This window comes from Methylobacterium sp. 88A (genome assembly GCF_000376345.1).
Lineage (GTDB): Bacteria > Pseudomonadota > Alphaproteobacteria > Rhizobiales > Beijerinckiaceae > Methylobacterium > Methylobacterium bullatum.
The window spans coordinates 3,156,960-3,176,196 of record NZ_AQVT01000001.1; the positions used below are offsets into that span (position 1 = coordinate 3,156,960).

The window sequence follows — 19,237 nt, forward strand, 5'->3', positions numbered from 1 at the left end:
GTAGCGGTCGGGTCAGGCTGCCGGGACGATCATCCGGAAGTGCAGTCCGCCATCGTCGATGGTGCGCTCGAACTTGCCGGACAGGCTGCGCTCGATGGTCTGCTTCAGGAGCCGAGACCCGAACCCGGTGCCTTCCGCCTTGGTCGTTCCGGACGGCGCGGCGCCCTCCGTCCATTCCAGGGTCAGGGCATCGTCGACGACGCTTCCGACGAGCCTGAGGTTGCCGCCCCCGGACAGGGCGCCGTACTTGGCCGAGTTGGTGGCGAGTTCGTGGAAGATCATCGCGTAGTCGTTGACCTTGTCGGGGCTCGCGACCGCGGCCGCCTCGACGTCGACGGCGATGTTCGCGCCATTCAGGTACGGTGACAGGATGCGCTCGGCGAGATCCTGGAGCCTGACGTTGCCCTGGTCGAGGCTGTGCGACCGGGTGGCCATGGTCGTGGCTTCGTGCAGGACGCCGAAGCGTTGGGACAGGTCCTCGGCGAAGAGAGGGGTCGACTTCGCATCCCGCGCGACGATGGCGGTGAGCGCCCGGGCGACGGTGAACATGTTGGAGACGCGGTGCGAAAGCTCCTTGGTGAGGAGGTGCTCGGCCTCCTCGGCGCGCTTCCGGTCGGTGATGTCGAGGAAGATGGCCTGCACCCATTCACCGACCTTGCCGGCATCCCCGCCGACGCCGCGGGCAGAGATCCAGCGTGCGTCGGGGCCCTCGCCGATGCGGAAATCGAAGCTGTAGGCCTGCGGGTCGCTGGCGCTCGCGGCCCAGTCGAGCATCATGCCGTGGCGGTCCTCGGCGGCCACCTTGTCGAACAGGGCGTCGATGGTGACGACCGCTCCCTTGGTCCCCCAGAACTCCCGGCAGAGGCTATCGAGTTGGGCCAGGCGCCGCTCGGGTGACCACGCCCACAGGCCGACACCGCCCCGGTGGATCGCCCCGGTGAAGCTCTCAAGCGTCCACTCGTCACCGGCCAGGTTCGTCTCTTCGACCATATGTCTTCCCGAACCGAGCGCTTGATGAGTGGAGGCGCTCTCCTGCCTTGGCAGTAAGAACTCCCCTCGTCCCTTTTTGCTCCTGAAAGTGTCGCGTTGGCGGCCGCGCCTGGCCTTTGCCTGCTTCAAGAATGCGGGAGCGCCCAGGCCGTTCGAATGGGGTTCGGGGGCTGCTTGCCGGTCGGAATTCCCAATGCCGCTGGGGATTGTACGCCTTTGCAAACCCAGATGACGCAGTCATGGAAGGCAACCATTCGCGATAACTTGTGTTGCGAAACCATGTCGACGAAGCGCTCCATGGAAGCCTCGGCCGTCCTCGTCGTCGAGGATGACGACCTCGTGCGCCTCTGCGCCGTCGAAATGTTGGAGGATGCAGGCTTCGAGATCGTCGAGGCGCGCCATGCCGACGAGGCGTGGTTCATCCTCCACGAGCGCTCCGACATCGGCGCGCTTTTCACCGACGTCGACATGCCGGGCTCCATGTGCGGAGTGACGCTTGCCGGGCGCGTGCACGATGCCTGGCCCGACATCCGCCTCGTGGTGACCTCGGGCCGCCAGCGCTTGGCCGACGGGGAAATCCCCGACCACGGCCTGTTCGTGCCCAAGCCGTACAGCGCGGACCAGGTCGTCGAGGCGATCCATCACGCGGAGTGATCCACCTGACCTGAAGTGGGATCGATCTCGACTCCGAGAGAAGCGGGACGTGTGAAGCGCTTCCTCTGCCCCACTTCCGGAATCAACGATTCCTTAACCATGCGAGGGCGGGGGCAATTCGTGCTCTCGAACTGGATTGGGCGGAAAGCGGCCTTCACCGGTGGATCCCATTCAACCGCCCCTTGCCGTGGGACCCAGGCGGTGCAATCGACACGTCGCATCAGGAGCGCTCAGCCAATGAAATCCAGAGACTTACACCCTTCCCGCTGACTTCGGAGCGCTGCGTCCCGTACGAGGCCTCCACTATTTCGGAGGCTGAGAATGCCGAGGACCCTCCTGACGGCCGACACCCATTTTGGTCACCGAGGCCTGCTCAGTCCGCGGATGACTCGCCCCCGTCCCTTCGAGACCATCGAGGCGCATGACGAGGCATTGGTGGCCGCCTGGAACAAGGCCGTCCGCCCCGACGACATCGTCTGGCATCTTGGGGATTTCGCCTACAGGTGCAGTCTCGACTACGCGGCCTCCATCCAGGCTCGCCTGCACGGCCGCATCCATCTCGTCCGGGGCAACCACGATTTCGGGCTGGGCGAGCGGCTCGAATGGGCGGGACCCGTCGTCGACGTCCAAAGGGTCTTCGTCCAGGACCCGGGGATGCCCCGGCGGGTCGCCCTGTGGCTCAGCCACTATTCGCACGTGACGTGGCCCCATGCCTGGCACGGCGACCTTCATGTTTATGGCCATTCCCATGGTGCCATTCCGGCCACCCGGACAAGCCTCGACGTCGGCGTCGATTGCTGGGATTGGGCTCCGGTCACGTTGAGCCGGATCATGGAGAGGATGGCGGGATCTCCGGCAGCCCCGTTGGCCTGATCCGCCCATGTGATTTGCCGACCCCGATGATGGGATCGTCAGGGGGAGACGGATGGGACCGTGGCACGCGCTTGCCTCAGGACCTTTGGGGGCTTCTGTTAGATGAAGGCGGCCCTTTCAACGTAAACGAGGCCGCCTCGTTTCCAAGGCGGCCTCGTCAAACTTTAGGTTAGGCTGAAACCGAACTTTGGTTCCGAGAACGGAACATTGGGTCCGAGATCAGCTCAGGCAGATGATATAAGGCGAAAAGCCTTAGTAAGATCCGAACTTGTAGTTCAGGCCGGCGCGGACGACGGCGAACTCGCTCTCGCGAGCGGTGACCGAACGGCTGAGCGTAAGAACGTTGGTAGCTGGGTTGAACACCGAGCGTTCGCCGGTACGGCCTTCGTTCTCGAGGTTCACGTACAGACCTTCGACCTTCAGGGTCACGGCCGACGACTTGAAGAAGTTGAAGAACGAGTCGGTGGGGAGAGCGTACTCGATACCACCGCCGGCGGTGTAGCCGGTGCGGAAGTCGTCGCCGCCCGTTGCGCCGTCGCCGTAGGCGAAGCCGCCGGTGCCGTACACGAGAGTGCGGTCGAAGGCGTAACCGATACGGCCGCGGACGGTGCCGAAGAAGTTCATCTCGTTGCCCGGGATACGGACCGAGGTGGGGCTGACGAGAGCGCCGGCGACGGGGCTGACGGTGCCGGCCACGGTGCGGCTCTTGTTGCCAAAGTCGGTGTACTGGGCGTCAGCTTCGATACCGACGACCACGCCCGAACCCGGGGTGAACTGGTAGTTGTAGCCGACCTGGCCACCGCCGACGAAGCCTTCGAGATCGTTGCCGCCGTTGGTCGAGACGACCACCGGGGTGCGGGTGAAGGAGTTCAGCACCGAACCACCCGGCAGGGCGTAGCGGTCGCTGTTGCTACCGGCGTCGAAGCCGTAGCCGGCGTTGATACCGAAGTAGGCGCCCGTCCAGGTGAACACCGGGACCGGCACGAAGACCGGGGGAGCGGCGCGACGCGGCAGGTCGGCGGCCGAAGCGGCGCCAGCCAGGAGAGCGGTGGCCGCAGTGGCGAGGAGGAGCTTCTTGAACATGGAAGTCGTTGGCCCGTGCGATGAATTTGAACGATACAGAGCCCTGAAAGCGTCAGTGGCGATAGTGCGATCTTGCAACACTGCAGACCTACGGCTTACCCGCCAAGAGCTGACGCAATACGCTACGAGCAGAAGCGCACAATATTTCATGTTTGAAGTGACGTCATGATTAATGATTTCCAAACAGAGGTGGGACGCGGCATGACCATTAAATCTACGACAGACATTGATCGTGCCGTCGGCTTGCGCATCGCTGTCCTCCGTAAAGCTAAGGGATTGTCACAGACTGCGCTTGGCGAGGTCGCCGGCGTTACGTTTCAGCAGATCCAAAAATACGAGAATGGGCAGAATCGGATTGCCAGCGGCCGCCTACAGCAGATCGCTCAATTTTTCGAAGTGCCGATGTCAGCCCTCTTCGGCGAGAGCGAGCCTCAGGGACAGGACGAGATGTTCCCCTTCCTCGCTGAGCCTGGCGCCATTGAAATCCTTGCCGCCTATGCATCCATTGAGGAGAGTGACCTTCGCCGCGACGTGTTGTCGATTGTGCGAACCGCATCTCGGCTGAGTGTCCGGCAGACCGGTTAGCCAACAGTCCCTCGCATCTGACCGATCAGAGCTCTTCCTTCGCGCGGATACGGTTCTGCTACGAGCAAAGCCTCAGACGGTTCGGAAGGGCAGTGTGCGGCTTGTCGAACGGCATCATGTGTCACTGCATGGTCTTCGCCACCCGCGACGGGCCTCGCGAGCCGCTGGCGTGAAGGCGGCCCTGCCGCCCCAGAAAGTTTCTGCCCCCCAAGACAGGCCGCGGATGACGCTGGAACGTCAGCAGCTCTGTCGAGCGTCGGTTCCATGAGCAAGGCTTCTGATGAAGCTCAGGACGTTCAGGCGATCCTGCTCGTCGTCAACCATGGCCCAAAGCCGCAACAGCTCGGCCGTCTGGGTCGGATCACCCAATGAGGACTCGGAGAACGCCGAAACTGGGCAATCCAGTGCCGTAGCGAGCTTATTTAACAGGGCTGCCTTTTGGTTCGTACCGTCCCCAGAAGCATCCCACTCAGACATCGATATCTCCGATTGCGCGCAATCGAATTACCTACTTTTCAAGCATCAATCAAATCACGGCCTCGTGGATAAAACCAGGGTTGATTCCTGAATAATTTTTGTAACTTACTAACTTGAGATAGTTAGATAGATGTCGGACAGGAGGCTCGTGAAGAATGGAAGACGACGAGCGTTTCAATTCCATGGTCGAGGCTTGCTTGGCCGCGCACGAGGCCGTCATCGAAGTGGGTACACCCGCCATGCTTGCTATGACGCGTGCTCTCCTTTGGCAGGTGGGGCAGGAACTCGCTCAACGAGAGGAGCGTCGCAAAGAAATGCTTCGCTTAGATGATGCTAAATAGCAACACCGTAGCTCATAGTCACCATCTGCTAACGGCCACGCTTCGGATGCACCGTCAACAGACAGGTTAAGGAGCAGCCTACCACCACGCCATGCTCGATGTGTGTGCCCTTGCTCTCCTGTTCTTCGCGATGTGCCTGTTCTCAGTGTCGGATTTCTTGGATTGATTACAGCTCAGTTCGGGCTCCAGCCATCATCATGCCCTATGGCTCTGCGCCGTGGTCGTGATTCTGCGGTCAGCCAAGCTGGCGTTCGTCATATCATCCGGCTGCATACCTTCATTGCATGGCGTCACGCTTCTTGCCGCTCGCACCGATTCCTTTGTGGTCTCTTTGGCCGAGGCAAACCGCCGGTTTCCGGCAGCTTTTTTTGCCCTTCCGCTGGCCGCTTTCCTCGTAGTTTTAGAGCTTCAGTATTCGTGCCAGTCGAGGATTTGACCCCTATGCCGCCAGAGCGGGCGAGACGCAGCCAGGCGGTCCATTCTTTCGAAACGATCCTCACGATGTTCGAAAGGTTGCGGAAGGCAGTCTGCGGTCGCTCCTCAACGGTGATGAGGCCGAGCGTCCTGGCCTGTCGGATCGCGGTCTTCACGGTGGAGCGGGACACGCCTGCCACGGCTGCAATGTGGTCGACGTACATCCGGCAATCGCCGCGGCGGGCGGTCTCGGCCAGCGTGAACCGAGCCGCGATGCCCTGCGGAAGCCTACCAGAGGCCGCCCAGCGGCGTCGGCGCTCCATGCTGTCAATCTGAGCGGGGCCGCGAGCCCACGGGCCTCCTGGGGGCAGCCGGCGTGGCTGGCAGGGCCCTTCCGCGCCTCGATCAGGGCGGACAGGGCCTCGGCCTCCGTCTCGCTGATCTGACCGGCCCCATAGGCGCGCCACATCACCGCCGCCACGTCAGGCAGCCTCGATCTCGTCGCCGCCTCTACCGAGCGCCGGAGTTCGTTAGCGAACATCGTTCACAGCCCTGCTTAGGCCGCGTCAAAGCGGGCCGCTCCCTGTCGTGGGGCACCTTTCAGAAGGCCAAGCAATATCGCTTTGAGAAGCATGTTCTCGATTGACTCCCAGCGGGAGCTATGGCTCGTGAGGGGAAGTGACTGGCCTCACAAGCCCTGCGATTTCAAACGGTCTCGCCCTGCCAGGGGTGGGGCCGTTTCGCGTTGGGGGCTCTAGATCTTTCTCGCGGCTATCATCCTCAACGGTGGTCGGCTCACGACTCGCTAAGCGTGAGAGGCGGGCACGGTGCCATGTCGGCCGGGCGGGGCGGTTAAGTCAACGCTAACCCTCATCGGCGACGCCCACGGCCTGCTCGATCCCTGGGAGGTCCGTCGTTTCCGACACCCTGCTCCTGCTCGCCCTGGTGACCGAGAATGCCGAGCTGCGCGCCCAACTCGCGGAGGTTCAGGACCAGTGCGTCGAGCTGGCTGTGGATGCGGGGGAGCTTCACGCGGAGGTGGAACGGCTACAGCGTCTGCTTGCCGTGGTCGAGCGCGACCGTGATAGGTTGCAGGCGTAAGCCGCGCTTTGCTGCGCCAGTTAGGCGAGGCATGCCGTCCGACCTACGTCACAAGCGCTGAGCAGCCCCATGTGAGCAGGGCAACACCAGGACAGGGAAGTGACGTCTCTGATACTGAGAGATATATGTGCAACACTGAGTAGTCGGTTCTGTCGGAATATGTTTGACCGACTTTGTCGCGCTTGACGATTACGGAAAATCAGGGAGTGCTCTCAGTTCGGCTTTTTTTGAAGCCCGGAAGATGCGCTTAGGTTGATTGTAAGGAATCATACGGTGGATCAGATCGAAAAGATCATGCGTGATCTCACCAAGGATTTCGAAGCCGAGCGGCAGACATTCGACGCAAAGCAAACTCCCACGCCTCCACTGGCCGGCATCCTGCGTGTCATCGGTCCGACTGACAGGCAAACCGCCGACTTTCCCCTCAATCATCACTCGACGCCGCAGGATTGGCCGGACTTGATCGATAGGGTTAGGAACGCGGCGCATCGCGTTAGGGAGGCTGAGGCAGAGGCTCAAGAGCAGGAAATCCGCGTTCGTGAGCTTCTTGACCGGGTTCGGGAGGATATGACGGCCGCACTTAACCGCATCAGGGCGGCTGAGAGCCATGCCCAGGATATTCAAACCCGGTCCGATGCGCTGCTGAAAGCCGCCGATGCGCGCGTCAAGGAAGCGGAAGAGCGAGCTCGCACGGCAGAAGCGTGGTTGTCGAAGATCTCAATAACGATCACTGAGGAATTCACTTCCAAGGACGAAAAGCGCCTCACAGCCTAGATTTGATCCGCATGAGGTGCGGGTGGCTCTGGCTAAAAGCTCCCGCTTAGCGGCTCTGGCGCGTCGTTGTTGTGTTCCTCGGGAGGCGTCCCGCCCTTCAGCATGTCGTCCAACATCGATAGCAGATCGAGGAGTTCGAGCTTTGCGTCGTTCGTGATGTCGGGTTCATTCACACGCCGCCGTAGGTGGCTTCGCATGTTCGCCAGGGCGATAAAGTAGCCTTCTTCGCGCTCGTGGCTCATGATCGGGTCTCTGTTGCGACTGCGAAGAGGTAGGGCTGGCTCCCCCGCCGCCTACCTCTTCACCGCCCAGATCGGCACTGCGCCCTTCGGTCGGCCCGGCACGTTCCGGAAGTACCGCGTGCGCTCGAACCGGATGAAATCCGCCTCGACGGCCGACGCGTGGTCGCCACTCAGGACCATCGCCCCGCAGAAATCGGAACGGATCACTCCGAGGTCGGGATGCACGCCGAAGAGCTGCAGCGTCGTCCAGCCGAGCCGGCCGGCCTCGTCGGCGTGCTTGTCGAGGAAGTCCAGGGACGCGGCATGAACGGCCTGCCAGCCAGCGGGCGTCAGACCGGGGCACGGGACCACGCTGGGCTTCATGCCGAGGAAGGCTTCGCGCCACGCCTGGGGGCTGCCGGGTTCGATCTTGAAGGCTGGCGAGGCTGACATGAGGTCCGGCGGCTGTGATGGGCCGGACGGGATAGGGGGTGAGGATCGACCGCGCCAGGACATGGGGGCCAAGCGCGGCATTGAGGCTGGGGACGAGAACCAATCCTACCGTCCGGTCGGTGCCAGAGAGCTCCATGCTGAGGCTCGTTGGCTGAGGTTCGAGCCACACGAGATACATGGCAATCTCGGTGTGTAATGGCGACCTGTGGGTCTCTAAGGACGTGAACGATGTGCAACCTCTACAGCTTGGTCACGTCACAAGCGGAGATCCGTGAGGCGTTCGGTGTGGAGGAGGACCGCGCTGGCAACCTGCCGAGGGTGCCCGGCATCTTCCCTGACCAGATGGCGCCCATCGTTCGGATCGAGGACGGCAAGCGGACCCTTGAGATGCTCCGATGGGGCATCCCGGGTCCGAAGCAGTACGGGGAGCACCCGGTCACGAACGTCCGAAATGTGAAGAGCCCGCACTGGCGGCCCTGGCTCAAGCCGGAATACCGCTGCCTCGTCCCGGTCTCCTCCTTCAGCGAGTACGCCGACACCAAGCCGAAGAAGACACCGACGTGGTTCGCCCTCGATGACAATCGGCCGCTTTTCGCCTTCGCCGGCATCTGGCGGCCTTGGACGGGCGTGCGTGGGACGAAGGCCGAGAACCCCGATAGGGAGGAGGCCGAGCACCGGTTGTTCTCGTTCCTCACCTGCGATGCGAATGGCATCGTTGGGCCGGTCCACCCGAAGGCGATGCCGGTCCTGCTGACGACGCCAGAAGAGTGGCAGACGTGGCTCGAGGCGCCGACAGAGGTCGCCCTTGAGCTACAGCGCCCGCTGCCCGACGCCATGATGAAGGTGGTGGCGACGGGCGCACGGCGCGATCCGGCAGAATGAGGATCGCATCCCGGCCGGCCTGGTGGTGGGACCAGGCCGGCCAGGAAGCCGTCTTAACGGGCCGAGGCTTCTGCATCGGCAACAAGGCGCCGGGTCGCGGGGACACGCGGGGCCAGGGACGGCGTAGTTGTCAGTTCGGAAGCCGGACGAACCGATGCCGTGACGCGAGCCTGTTCACGGTACAGCGTCGGCGTGATGTTGACGCGATCCTCAGCCATCGCCGTACCGGTCAGGGTGGCAGCGGCGAGAGCGGCGAGCACGATTTTGCGAACGGTCATGGTACTTATCCCACTGGTGTTTCGGGAACTGCGCCCCGTCTGATGAGAGAAATATGCGCTGCGGTGCACCATCATTCCAACAGATCAAATCGATATCCGGTATTGATGAAATCGATACTTGTTCCCGCCCTTGTCCTCGTCCTGTCATTGGCTCCTGCGTTCGCGGCCGAGCCGATCACCGGCGGGGCCTCGGTGGTAGACGGCGACACCCTCGACATCGGCGGCACCCGTATCCGGCTCCACGGGATCGATGCGCCCGAGAGCGCACAGCTCTGCAATAGAAAGGCAGGAGAGACCTTCCGATGCGGGCAGACCGCTGCCCTCGCGTTAGCCGACCGGATCGGCTCTGCGCCTGTCTCCTGCGATCCTAGGGATATCGACAAGTACGGGCGCACCGTCGCGGTCTGCCGGAAGGGCGCGGAGGACCTGAACGCGTGGCTAGTCGCGCAGGGTCATGCCGTCGCGTACCGCCGGTACTCGGAGGACTACATCACCGCCGAGGACACCGCGAAGGCGGGGAAGCTTGGGATCTGGGCCGGTTCTTTCACGACGCCTGGGGACTGGCGCAAGGGCGAGCGGGCCATGACGATGGGGTTCGCCGCGCCGGGCGGCCCGGATGGCCCCATACCTTCGGCACAGCCGCCCCCCAAGGCCGGCGGGTGCGCGATCAAGGGTAACATCAGCCGGAAGGGCGAGAGGGTCTTCCACGTCCCCGGATCGCGCGACTATGACCGCACCCGGATCAGTGAGAAGGACGGCGAGCGCATGTTCTGCTCCGAGGACGAGGCCAGGGCGGCCGGTTGGCGGGCGCCCCGGGGGTGAACAGGCTCGGCAATCGCTCGGCATGGGTGGCGCGCTGGCTTACAGACCGGCTGCGACCTGGGCGCTTCCGCCGCGAGATCGAGGCCAAGGCGACGGCTCTCATCGCCGCTCATGGGCCGCTGGCCTATGCCGAGGCCCGCGAGCTGGAGAGCGCGACAATCCTCGGCCAGTTCGGCGAGATTCCGGATGATTTCGGCGAGAGCCTCCAGGGCAGGTAGGCTCACCGCCGGATCAGGGAGACGACATGGCGTTCAAAGCAAAATCAGCCTCGGAAACGAAGGCCACCGATCTGGCATCGGCCCTCGTCAGGATCGCGGATCGCGAGGGCGCGCCGGTCAGTATCGGTGTCGATCAGCTGCGGCGGGGCAACCCCCGCCTAACGCCCCTCGCGATTGGCCAGATGGTCCGCAAGCACCGTGACATCCTCGATGCCGGCTTGGGCGAGCGCGGGTATGCGCTAGTCGACTATGCCGATCAGGGACCGGGCAGGGGAATGGAATTCGAGATCGTGCCTGCTTGAGCGTCGACCGGGTGCGGAAAGCTCTTCCCGTTACGACATCCGGCGGCAACCAACACGGACAACGACTGCGACAGAGCCTCTCGCGAGCATATAGAGGGCCTGATGGTGGTATGGTGGTCAGCGCGAGGCTATGGCAACGAGCTGGCTAACTTTGCCATACCTCTCGTCAGCGATTTGATCGGCACCTGAACGACCGCTGTTGTGGTGCCTCCGGCTCCCTCGACATCCTGCAGCCCGGCCCAGACCTTCCAATCCTCCCAAGCCTCACGCATCTTGGATGCCGCCTCGTCGGCAGAACCAGCGTTTCCGCCGCGCCGGAATGGCGCCACTCCAATGTCGAGGTGCATAGCCCATGCCCATTGCTGATCCGTCACAGGCTCGGCCTGAATACAGTCGATCCTACCGACGATCAATGCGGCGCTGGTGACAATGTATGTTTCGCGCGGCTCCTCCAGCATCAAATTGAACGCTAGCTTTGCCATGGATAATTGCTGCGACTGAGTTCGATCTGATGGGTGGGTAGTTCACCGGCTGTTTTGAGCCGTCAATCGCTACTCTTGCCGTCAGCTTGCGCTGGATCGATACGACGGGGCTTCGCTGCCTGAGCCTTGCGCGGTTCCTTCTTTGCAGCGCCGCCTGATCGATCGAACGGAACGACGCCACCGCCGCATCCGATGCAAACGGACCTCGATAGGCGATCGGTGCGGGCGTCCCGATCCTTATCCTTCTTTGCCTGCCCTGCGGAATTCAGGACGTGCTGCTGGTGCATAGCTTCCATCCGCTTATCCCGATCGGCATCGGACGTGCTCGGCGATGGTTGAGATGAAGCGATGCCGGCGGGCAGCCAGAGGCCTCCCGCGACCAACGCCAGGAGTGCAGAGCGCTGAAGCGTTGTCTTCCTGCGCGGCATGGTGGCTTCCTTCTTTGCTCATGCCTACACCCTAATCCAACACGCTCCGAATCATACTTTGGAAGCGTGCATCCCACTGGCTCAATGTGCTCGTGAGGCCAGCTGTAATTTTCCGATGATACCGGGGGTGATGACGTTTCCGCCCTCAGCAAATGTAATTACTCACCCCTGTGACGGCCTGGTTCAGGCTCCGACGGTCTTGAGGATGGTGCCGAAGGGGCTGCGGCCTGTGAGTCGCGCGGTATCGACGACGGTGCGGATGGCGGCCTCGCCTTCGGCGGCCCACATCGCGCGGTAGCCGTTGGTGACCTTCCGCTGGACGACGGACGGGCGCAGCAGCCGCTCGGAGCCGTTGTTGGTCGGTTCGACCGCGCCGGGATGGACGAGGAAGACCAGGAGCTGATGGCGAGCCCGGCCGATCTTGGCTTGCAGATCGCGGGTCAGGTCGCAGCGGCTCGGCGTGGCGAGGATGGCGCCGAGTTGTCGATCCAGGCTTCGGCGCTTGGCGGCGAGCGTCGACGCAGCCAGATCGGTGACGCGCTCGGCCAGGGCGAATACGGATTGCAGCCAGAGCTGAAGGCGCCAGGGGACCGGATCGTCGCTGGTCTCGACGACATAGGCGACGTCGCGGGCGAGATGGGCGAGGCAGGTCTGATGTTCGGCGGCGTGTCCCTGCTGGGCGGTGTAGCGGTCCGAGATCCACACCGCGGGCCGGTGGCCGTCCATCATCTCCCGAACCACGATGGCGCCCCGCGTCGGGGAGGCCGTGTGCACCACCGCGTCGGCCGCGTGGAACACCCAGTGGAAGGCATTGCTGCCTTCGATCCGGACGCCGGTCTCGTCCGAGGCGACCACCGCGGCCCGGCGCAGGGTCGAGACGGCCTCCTCGCGGCCGGGACGGAAGCGTCCCTGCGCACGGCGGAGGAGGTTCATCAGCCCGCCCTGGCTCAGCCTCAAACCGAACAGGTCGGAGAGCGCCGCCTGCAGCCGCTCGTAGGACAGCGCCTGGAAGGTCTTCAAATACGTCGCCACCGCATGCAGCCGTGGGCCGAACGGGGTGCCGCGCGCTACCTCCGGCACCGGCCCGACGACCCGCGCCCCGCAGGTCGGGCAGTGCACGGCGAGGCGCCGATGCTGGGTGACGACCGGCATCACCGCCGGCAGTTCGATCCGCTCGGAGACGCTGACGACCTCGGCGGGAAGATCCCCGTGCAGTCCGCCGCCGCAGCAAACGCAGCGATCCGGGCGATGCGCGACGACGGCATCGGGATCCTCGCTCATCCCGCGGCTATGACCCTCGTGCCCAGGCTTGGCACCACCGGGCTTGGATTGTTCCCGACGCTCCTTGCGGTCCGTCGCGGGCGGCTTCGACGAGGTGCGCGAAGTCTTCTCCGGGCGCTGCAGCCGCAGCACCAACTCGATCAGCTCGTCGCGGCTCAGCCGCTCAAGATCGCTCCGGCCCATCCGGTGAGGGAATCAGCGAAATCCCGCCCGCGCAAGGGGGTGAGTAATTACCAGCAAATCGAATTGAAATTGTTCACTTCACGATATGCAGCCATTTTAATTCTCTAAGCCGCCGATATCCTGCCCTATTGTAAAAGCTCCTCGAAAGTATCTATAGGGTATTTATTAGCCCTCAGAGAAATCAGCATGACCGATATCAATCAGGAATTCCAAGCAAACCACATCGAACTCACGGCCGACATCGTCGCCGCCTACGTCTCCAACAACTCGGTTCCGATAGGATCACTGGGCGAACTGCTGAGCAGCGTGCATGCTGCCGTCAGTGGCCTTGCCAACGGGGGATCTGCCACGGCGGAAGCTGACAAGATCGAGAAGGCGACGCCGGCCCAGATCAGGAAGTCGATCACACCGGACGCGCTAATCAGCTTCGAAGACGGCAAGCCTTACAAGACGCTGCGCCGCCATCTGACGCTCCGAGGTCTGACCCCTGAAGCCTACCGCGCGAAGCATGGTCTGTCGCCGGATTACCCGATGACCTCTGCGAGCTACTCGGCGCAGCGCTCGGAGCTTGCCCGGTCCCTCGGACTTGGACAGCAGCGGAATAAGACGGCAACGTCAAAGTCAGCGGTGCAGGAGGAGACGGTCAGCGAGAAGGCCCCTCCGGCTCCTGATAAGCCCAAGAAGGCGGGTCGGCCGCGTAAGGCGCCCGCTGCTTGATAGGCATTCATGGATGCCGCCTAGGCCGTCCATGAGCCTAGCTACGGACGTTAAGGGAGGCGGACTCAGCCCCGCCGCCCCGATCTGATCACGGGGCCGGCGGGGTGGGTCGTCCATCTCACGCTGAGCCGGTACGCAACTTGGCTCGACGGAGAGGATGCCGGTGAGCTGGTTAGCAGACGAACAAGCAGGCTGAACCAGCCCGGCCCGGATTGGGACTAGGCCGCAACAGCCGGCAGCGGCTCGATGCGATCCAGCTCCGGGCCGATCTCGGAAAGTAGGGTCTCGCTCTCAAAATCGGCCTGTAGGTTGAGCCAGAACTGGTGCGAAGTGCCGAAGTACCGGGCCAACCGGAGTGCAGTATCGGTGCTGATGCCGATTTCCTCCTTCACGATGCGCTCGATGCGCGAGCGAGGGAGGCCGAGCGCCTTCGCGACCGACCCCGCGCTCAGCTTGAGCGGAACCATGAACTCCTCCCGTAGGACTTCCCCAGGGTGGAGCGGCGCCAAGCGCACGACGTCCTCCTCGGCCTCGAAGGTCTGGCGAAGGGTCGTGATGCTGATCGTGTCGGACATGACAGAGCCCTCCTTAGCTAAGTGGTAGTCGGTGAGCTCGACCCGTTCCGGTCCTGCATCGGTCCAGACGAAGACGATGCGAAATTGGTCGCTGACGGAAATGGCGAGCTGACCGGCTCTATCTCCGATCAGGGCGTGGAGCCGGTTCGACGGCGGCGCCTTGAGGTCTTTCAGGTCAACGGCGTTGTGGAGGGCGCGAAGCTTGCGACGAGCAACCTTGAAGAGGTCGGCCGGGAATCCTCTCGGGCAGCGGCCCTGGAACACCGCCTCCGTCATCCGGTCGTGGAAGCTGCGGATCATCGTGCCGTCTGTGTTGCATTCGTTGATACAACGTATCACTCAATGCAACAGGACGTCAATTGGAATGTACCATCCAACGCAACAGTTCTAGGTGCTGGCTACGAGGCTGGCCGAGCGATGAGCCTGCCTAATCGGCCCGGGTCGTCCTCTCCCAAAACCGAATGCCGCCCCCTCCCCCGCTCTCGAAAATGGGTCTTTTAGGGCGCGCGAGTCGGAGCGCGTTTCCCTGGGCCTGTCGCAAACACGAATCTGCTGCCTCTTACGGGTCGTTAAGCATACCTGACCAGCTTGTCGCCTCCGCCCTGGAGCCGGCCATGATCCTTCACGCCATCGCTGTGAAGCTGAGGCAGCGCTCCAAGGCCGACTTCAAGGGCCGGCACTTCGAGGCGTCGCTCATCGTGCAGGCCGTCTCCTGGTACCTGCGCTACCCGCTCAGCTACCGCGACATCGAGGAGATCTTTCCGGAGCGCGGGCTTGAGGTGGACCACTCCACCCTGAACCGCTGGGTCTTGTCCTACGCTCCCCTGATCGAGAAGCGACTGCGACAGTTCCGCAAGCCGCACTGCGGATCGGTCCGCATCGGCACGGATGGCGCCGGCCCGTACCCACCGGCCATCGCCGAGAGCCGGAAGGCGGGTCTACTGCCTCGGACGCCGGTCCATTACGTGACCAAGCACCTCAGCAGGGGATCGAGAGCGACCACTTCCGGGTGAAGCGGTCGATGCCGCGGGTCGGCGGCTTCCGCTCGTTCAACACGGCGCGGCGCACGATCCAAGGTTTCGAGGCAATGCTATGGCTGCGCAAGGGCTTCGGGCTTGCCGGTGCGTGGACTGTCCGCGAGCAGAACCAACTGCTCTCAGTCTGCTTCGGACTTCAAAAGGTTATGCTGCCGCCGGGTGGTCGGAGTCCACATGGCAGATCCAAGTCAGGTTTCAGCACCCTCTTTAAATCACCGCCATCCCGGCCACTCAACCCTGCCTCAGCCTCTTATCGGACGGGCTCTGAGTCAGTGCACAAGCGTCCCACCTCGGCTACCACATGAGCGCAAACCACGGCACTCGCCGGGAATTAATTTGCGTCATGCTTTTTCTCAGCGCAGTCTACGAAGGTGTCTAGGTCGCTTCGTAGACACTGGAAGGTTCGCTAAAAATTTCGGTCGGGACGAAAAATGAGTGATGCCAATACAGGAGATCGCGCCCTCGAGACGGCTCGGGCGTTGCGCGCAGCGGCCGAGGAGGCGCGGCGGACAATCCTGGCGTCGCGTGAAATCGTACAGAGATCGCAAGAGCAGACGCGCGCAATGATAAACCGGCCTGAGATTGAGCCGTGTGATCATCACACCAACCAGCCCCCGTCGGAGAAGCTCGTCCGCTGCCTGATCCAGGCTTACGAACTCGCCATAGATGAGGATGATGTTCAGACACAGGCCTTGCTAGGCAGCATGTTACATGATGTGGGGGGACGCATCGCTGCGGCGGTTGGACCGAAGGCGGCCCAAATGATCCTGCATTGATCATCGCGGAACGGAAAAATGGGATGGCTCAGGATTTTGATGAAGATCCAATGGATCGTCACGCCACTCAAATACTGGCCCGTATCGCCCAGACACTTGACGTACCGCTCACCACTTTCTTTTCGAAGACGCAACCCTCGCCGTCCATTGGCTCATTGAATGCTTCCGAGTTAAAAAATCTCGCCCAGACAACGGAGATGCTTCGAAATTTTGTCAAACTGAAAGATACCGACGCTCGCGAGCGTTGCCTGGATTTCGTGAAAAGGGAAATCGAACGGCAAAATTAGTTTGGCTTAGTTGGCAGGAACGTCATCAACATCCTCGATTTCGTGGGGTTGATCCGCCAAGCCCTTTGTGTCCCTTGAGGCGACACGTAGCGGGGTTAGGATAGGCGATGACCACACAGGATCGGTTCCCGATCATCGGTATTGGAGCATCCGCTGGCGGCATCGAGGCTATGAGAGCCTTTTTCAATGGGTTTCCGCAGAGCCTCGATGCGGCTGTAATCGTCGTGACGCACCTCAACCCCGAGCGTGAAAGCCTGCTGACCGAAGTCTTGGCGCGATTCACGGCTTTGAAGGTCGAGAACATTATCGACGGCGTGTTGGTTCAGCCTCGTCACGTTTACGTCATGCCCCCCGGCGTCACTCTCGGCATCCAAGACGCTCGGCTCATCACGACGCCACTCCCTCCTGGAACCCGCGAGACGAAACCAGTCGATATCTTTTTTACCAAACTCGCGCTCGACCAGGGGGAGCGGGTGGTGGGCGTCATTCTGTCGGGCGGTGATGGCGACGGCGCAATCGGAGTCAAAGCGATCCGGGAGCACGGAGGCCTCACTCTAGCTCAGGTCGGAGACGAAGACGGCCCCGAAACGCCGGACATGCCTTTCAGCGCGATGCGGACCGGCTACATCGATTTCGGATTACGGGCCAGCGAAATGGGCGCCCGGATTGCTGAAAGTTATCTCGGTGACCGGGAGCCTTCACTAAGCGGTTTCGACAACGGCGATTCGGCGGATGCCACTGTTTCCGAGGATTTGCTCGCAGACATCTACGCCATCCTGCGCCGACAGGTTGGGCATGATTTCGCGGGCTACAAACCCAGCACGTTTCTCCGCCGCCTGTCCCGGCGCATCAGCGTCAGCGGCTCGGCCGGGCCACAGGCCTACCTCGAACTGCTGCGCGCAAACTCTGCGGAGGTCGCCGCCCTTTTCCGGGACCTGCTCATTGGCGTGACGAAGTTCTTCCGCGACGCTGCCGCTTTCGACGCGCTCTCCGCCCTGGTGATCCCTCTGCTATTCGAGGGACGTGGCCCCGACGATACGGTACGGGTCTGGGTGCCCGCCTGCTCGACCGGCGAAGAGGTCTATTCCATCGCCATACTCTTGCGTGAGCACGCCGATACGTTGCCCAACCCACCACGTATCCAGATTTTCGCCACCGATATCGACGAACGCTCGCTTACCGTCGCCCGATTTGGCCGCTACCCGCGGGCCTACCTCGATGCCGTCTCGCCAGAGCGTATTGCTCGCCATTTCGTCTCGGAGGCGGAGAGCGTCGTCATCAGTAAGAAGCTGCGGGACATGTGCACATTCTCGCCCCACAGCGTGCTGCGCGATCCACCGTTCTCGCGCCTCGACCTCGTCTCCTGCCGTAACCTGCTGATCTACCTCGGCCTTGCCGCCCAGGAGCAGGTTCTACCTATCCTTCACTATGCCTTGCGCCCATCCGGGTATCTGTTCATCGGCATGGCTGAAAACGTCACGCGCTTCGAAAATCTATTCGCCACCGTTGAGAAGAAGCACCGAATTTTTCAGGCCCGTAACACGATCCGACCGGTGCGTTTGCCGTCCATGCTCGACCCTGACAGGACTGGTATCCTTGCGGCTGGTGAAGGCCGGCGCCGAAGCGGGACGACGCACGCGACGCTGCGGCAGGTGGTAGAGGCAGAGATACTCATCACGTTCAGTCCACCGCATGCGGTTGTGACGCGCTCAGGCGAAGCCGTGCATTACTCCCCTCGGATCGGTGACTATCTGGAGATCGCCTCAGGCCAACCGACGCAGGATTTAGCCGCGATGGCTCGTCGCGGACTGCGCCTGGAACTTCGCATGGTCCTCAGTGAGGCCATCGAGGGGAACCGGTTGGCAGTTCGAGATGATCTTGAATATACCATGCCGGATGGTCGTATCCGAAAGCTATCTCTGATCGTCAAGCCGCTTGCGATGACAGCCGAAGCGGAGCCACTGTTTCTCGTTGTTTTCGACGATGCGGCGTCCCCCATCGATCCGACCCTCCGGCGCGCGCAGATGAATGGCGAGCAGAGCGAGGAAATCGCTCGGCTGGAGCGTGAACTGACTGATGCGCGCGAGCGTATGCTGGCGATCGTTGAAGAGTATGAGACCTCTCTTGAAGAGCTGAAATCGTCAAACGAAGAAATGCATTCTGTCAACGAAGAAGCACAATCGGCAAACGAGGAGTTGGAGGCTTCCAAGGAAGAAGTCCAGTCAATTAACGAAGAGCTTCACACGGTCAATACAGAACTGAACTTGAAAATTGACCTCATGGATCAGATGAGCGACGATCATGAGGCTCTGTTTGAGAGCACTGAGCTCGCAAGTGTATTCCTCGACAAAAGCTTACGGATTCGCCTTTTCACACGGGCCGCCGCGGATATATTCAACATAGTGCCAAGCGATCATGGACGTTTGTTGAGTAATTTCTCGGCTCCGTTCTCGTTGGTGTGGTTGCCGGATGAAGCCTATAGAGTGATGGTCGAAAGACAGACGAGCGAGAGAACGATCGACGGACTGGACGGCGCACGTTACCGAATTCGCCTTACGGCGACGGCTCGAAGAGGCGCTGAAGTGTCGGGTGTCGTGGCGAACTTCGTCAAGTTGGCCGAATAGGCAGCCTCGGCACGGGGCTCATAGGCTCGACGACAGGCCCGATGTGAGAGGGCTACGTCGCCCACTGCGCAAGTGAGCAGATCGACCTGCTACTGCCTCCGAATGAACGATGTTGATGTCCGCTTGGCGCGACGGCAAGCGGTCAGCCCGCATCTTGAAGAGTTTCCGGGTACGCCTCCGGTGACGGCCGCGGTCGTCATTCCGACAGTGCGTCAGGCGGCGATCTGCTGGGGCTGAGCCAATGTCCCGTTCCGCGGCAGTCTTTCGTCGATACTTCCGGCGGGATGATCGGATAACCGAAGGACCACGCCGAAGGAGGATCGCGAAGGCCTGACGAAAATTGTTCGCCAAAACCGGCTTACAGATCCAGCACCTCGTC

At 62.1% G+C, this 19,237-nt stretch carries 22 protein-coding genes and 1 pseudogene; 14 read left to right on the forward strand and 9 right to left on the reverse strand.

Annotation, left to right across the window (positions count from 1 at the left end):
• Positions 1-12: 12 nt before the first annotated feature.
• Positions 13-990: a sensor histidine kinase gene (locus A3OM_RS0115185; protein ID WP_018044614.1), complete on the reverse strand. Its 978-nt coding sequence runs from the start codon at positions 988-990 to the stop codon at positions 13-15.
• Positions 991-1,269: 279 nt separating this feature from the next.
• Between A3OM_RS0115185 and A3OM_RS0115190 the strand changes: the two genes are divergently transcribed.
• Positions 1,270-1,644 (forward strand): response regulator, encoded by a 375-nt coding sequence (locus tag A3OM_RS0115190; protein ID WP_018044615.1) that lies wholly within the window; start codon positions 1,270-1,272, stop codon positions 1,642-1,644.
• Positions 1,645-1,965: 321 nt separating this feature from the next.
• Complete coding sequence (locus A3OM_RS0115195) at positions 1,966-2,517, forward strand: metallophosphoesterase (RefSeq protein ID WP_018044616.1); 552 nt, start codon at positions 1,966-1,968, stop codon at positions 2,515-2,517.
• A 252-nt stretch (positions 2,518-2,769) separates the two neighbouring features.
• Here A3OM_RS0115195 and A3OM_RS0115200 read toward each other — a convergent pair whose 3' ends face one another.
• The gene (locus tag A3OM_RS0115200; protein ID WP_018044617.1) at positions 2,770-3,600 is read right to left on the reverse strand and encodes a porin family protein; all 831 of its coding nucleotides are present in this window, start codon (positions 3,598-3,600) and stop codon (positions 2,770-2,772) included.
• Positions 3,601-3,765: 165 nt separating this feature from the next.
• On the opposite strand from A3OM_RS0115200, the gene A3OM_RS0115205 reads away from it, so the two are divergent.
• The gene (locus tag A3OM_RS0115205; protein ID WP_018044618.1) at positions 3,766-4,185 is read left to right on the forward strand and encodes a helix-turn-helix transcriptional regulator; all 420 of its coding nucleotides are present in this window, start codon (positions 3,766-3,768) and stop codon (positions 4,183-4,185) included.
• Positions 4,186-4,817: 632 nt separating this feature from the next.
• The gene (locus A3OM_RS24105; protein ID WP_018044620.1) at positions 4,818-5,003 is read left to right on the forward strand and encodes a hypothetical protein; all 186 of its coding nucleotides are present in this window, start codon (positions 4,818-4,820) and stop codon (positions 5,001-5,003) included.
• 290 nt (positions 5,004-5,293) lie between these two features.
• Here A3OM_RS24105 and A3OM_RS26170 read toward each other — a convergent pair whose 3' ends face one another.
• Positions 5,294-5,740, reverse strand: a complete 447-nt coding sequence (locus A3OM_RS26170; protein ID WP_187273454.1) for a hypothetical protein — start codon at positions 5,738-5,740, stop codon at positions 5,294-5,296.
• A 1,051-nt stretch (positions 5,741-6,791) separates the two neighbouring features.
• On the opposite strand from A3OM_RS26170, the gene A3OM_RS0115230 reads away from it, so the two are divergent.
• Positions 6,792-7,292 (forward strand): hypothetical protein, encoded by a 501-nt coding sequence (locus tag A3OM_RS0115230; protein WP_018044623.1) that lies wholly within the window; start codon positions 6,792-6,794, stop codon positions 7,290-7,292.
• A 32-nt stretch (positions 7,293-7,324) separates the two neighbouring features.
• Here the strand turns inward: A3OM_RS0115230 and A3OM_RS0115235 are convergent, their stop codons facing one another.
• Together A3OM_RS0115235 and A3OM_RS0115240 are read right to left on the reverse strand one after the other, a co-directional pair.
• Positions 7,325-7,534: a hypothetical protein gene (locus tag A3OM_RS0115235; protein ID WP_018044624.1), complete on the reverse strand. Its 210-nt coding sequence runs from the start codon at positions 7,532-7,534 to the stop codon at positions 7,325-7,327.
• Positions 7,535-7,585: 51 nt separating this feature from the next.
• Positions 7,586-7,966 carry a hypothetical protein gene (locus A3OM_RS0115240; protein ID WP_018044625.1) on the reverse strand — a complete coding sequence of 127 codons (381 nt, stop codon included), beginning with the start codon at positions 7,964-7,966 and terminating at the stop codon, positions 7,586-7,588.
• Positions 7,967-8,194: 228 nt separating this feature from the next.
• Here A3OM_RS0115240 and A3OM_RS0115245 point away from each other — a divergent pair, with 228 nt between their 5' ends.
• Complete coding sequence (locus A3OM_RS0115245; protein ID WP_018044626.1) at positions 8,195-8,848, forward strand: SOS response-associated peptidase; 654 nt, start codon at positions 8,195-8,197, stop codon at positions 8,846-8,848.
• Positions 8,849-8,901: 53 nt separating this feature from the next.
• Here A3OM_RS0115245 and A3OM_RS25320 read toward each other — a convergent pair whose 3' ends face one another.
• Complete coding sequence (locus A3OM_RS25320; RefSeq protein ID WP_081612676.1) at positions 8,902-9,126, reverse strand: hypothetical protein; 225 nt, start codon at positions 9,124-9,126, stop codon at positions 8,902-8,904.
• A 105-nt stretch (positions 9,127-9,231) separates the two neighbouring features.
• On the opposite strand from A3OM_RS25320, the gene A3OM_RS0115250 reads away from it, so the two are divergent.
• Genes A3OM_RS0115250 through A3OM_RS0115260 form a run of 3 tightly spaced genes read left to right on the forward strand, consistent with a single transcriptional unit; the run spans position 9,232 to position 10,468 of the window.
• Positions 9,232-9,948 (forward strand): thermonuclease family protein, encoded by a 717-nt coding sequence (locus A3OM_RS0115250; protein WP_018044627.1) that lies wholly within the window; start codon positions 9,232-9,234, stop codon positions 9,946-9,948.
• On the forward strand, positions 9,945-10,166 hold the full coding sequence (locus A3OM_RS24115; protein ID WP_157196492.1) for a hypothetical protein: 222 nt from the start codon (positions 9,945-9,947) through the stop codon (positions 10,164-10,166). The genes A3OM_RS0115250 and A3OM_RS24115 overlap by 4 nt, the downstream gene beginning before the upstream one ends.
• Before the next feature lie 26 nt (positions 10,167-10,192).
• Positions 10,193-10,468, forward strand: coding sequence for a hypothetical protein (locus A3OM_RS0115260; RefSeq protein ID WP_018044629.1), 276 nt, complete (start codon positions 10,193-10,195; stop codon positions 10,466-10,468).
• A gap of 128 nt (positions 10,469-10,596) precedes the next feature.
• Here the strand turns inward: A3OM_RS0115260 and A3OM_RS0115265 are convergent, their stop codons facing one another.
• Positions 10,597-10,950, reverse strand: a complete 354-nt coding sequence (locus tag A3OM_RS0115265) for a hypothetical protein (protein WP_018044630.1) — start codon at positions 10,948-10,950, stop codon at positions 10,597-10,599.
• A gap of 611 nt (positions 10,951-11,561) precedes the next feature.
• The gene (locus tag A3OM_RS0115270) at positions 11,562-12,842 is read right to left on the reverse strand and encodes an IS66 family transposase (RefSeq protein WP_018044631.1); all 1,281 of its coding nucleotides are present in this window, start codon (positions 12,840-12,842) and stop codon (positions 11,562-11,564) included.
• A 186-nt stretch (positions 12,843-13,028) separates the two neighbouring features.
• Between A3OM_RS0115270 and A3OM_RS0115275 the strand changes: the two genes are divergently transcribed.
• Positions 13,029-13,559: a MucR family transcriptional regulator gene (locus tag A3OM_RS0115275; RefSeq protein WP_018044632.1), complete on the forward strand. Its 531-nt coding sequence runs from the start codon at positions 13,029-13,031 to the stop codon at positions 13,557-13,559.
• Positions 13,560-13,777: 218 nt separating this feature from the next.
• Here the strand turns inward: A3OM_RS0115275 and A3OM_RS26665 are convergent, their stop codons facing one another.
• Complete coding sequence (locus A3OM_RS26665) at positions 13,778-14,434, reverse strand: HigA family addiction module antitoxin (RefSeq protein WP_018044633.1); 657 nt, start codon at positions 14,432-14,434, stop codon at positions 13,778-13,780.
• A 314-nt stretch (positions 14,435-14,748) separates the two neighbouring features.
• Here A3OM_RS26665 and A3OM_RS24130 point away from each other — a divergent pair.
• From A3OM_RS24130 to A3OM_RS0115295, 4 genes and pseudogenes are all read left to right on the forward strand, one after another.
• Positions 14,749-15,308: pseudogene (locus A3OM_RS24130) on the forward strand (IS6 family transposase); the annotation flags it as partial.
• A gap of 294 nt (positions 15,309-15,602) precedes the next feature.
• Entirely contained in the window at positions 15,603-15,947 is a 345-nt protein-coding gene (locus A3OM_RS0115290; protein WP_018044634.1) for a hypothetical protein, read from the forward strand.
• Between the two features lie 23 nt (positions 15,948-15,970).
• Positions 15,971-16,234, forward strand: coding sequence for a hypothetical protein (locus A3OM_RS25895; protein ID WP_156465700.1), 264 nt, complete (start codon positions 15,971-15,973; stop codon positions 16,232-16,234).
• Between the two features lie 107 nt (positions 16,235-16,341).
• Positions 16,342-18,858: a CheR family methyltransferase gene (locus tag A3OM_RS0115295; protein ID WP_018044635.1), complete on the forward strand. Its 2,517-nt coding sequence runs from the start codon at positions 16,342-16,344 to the stop codon at positions 18,856-18,858.
• Positions 18,859-19,237: the final 379 nt, after the last annotated feature.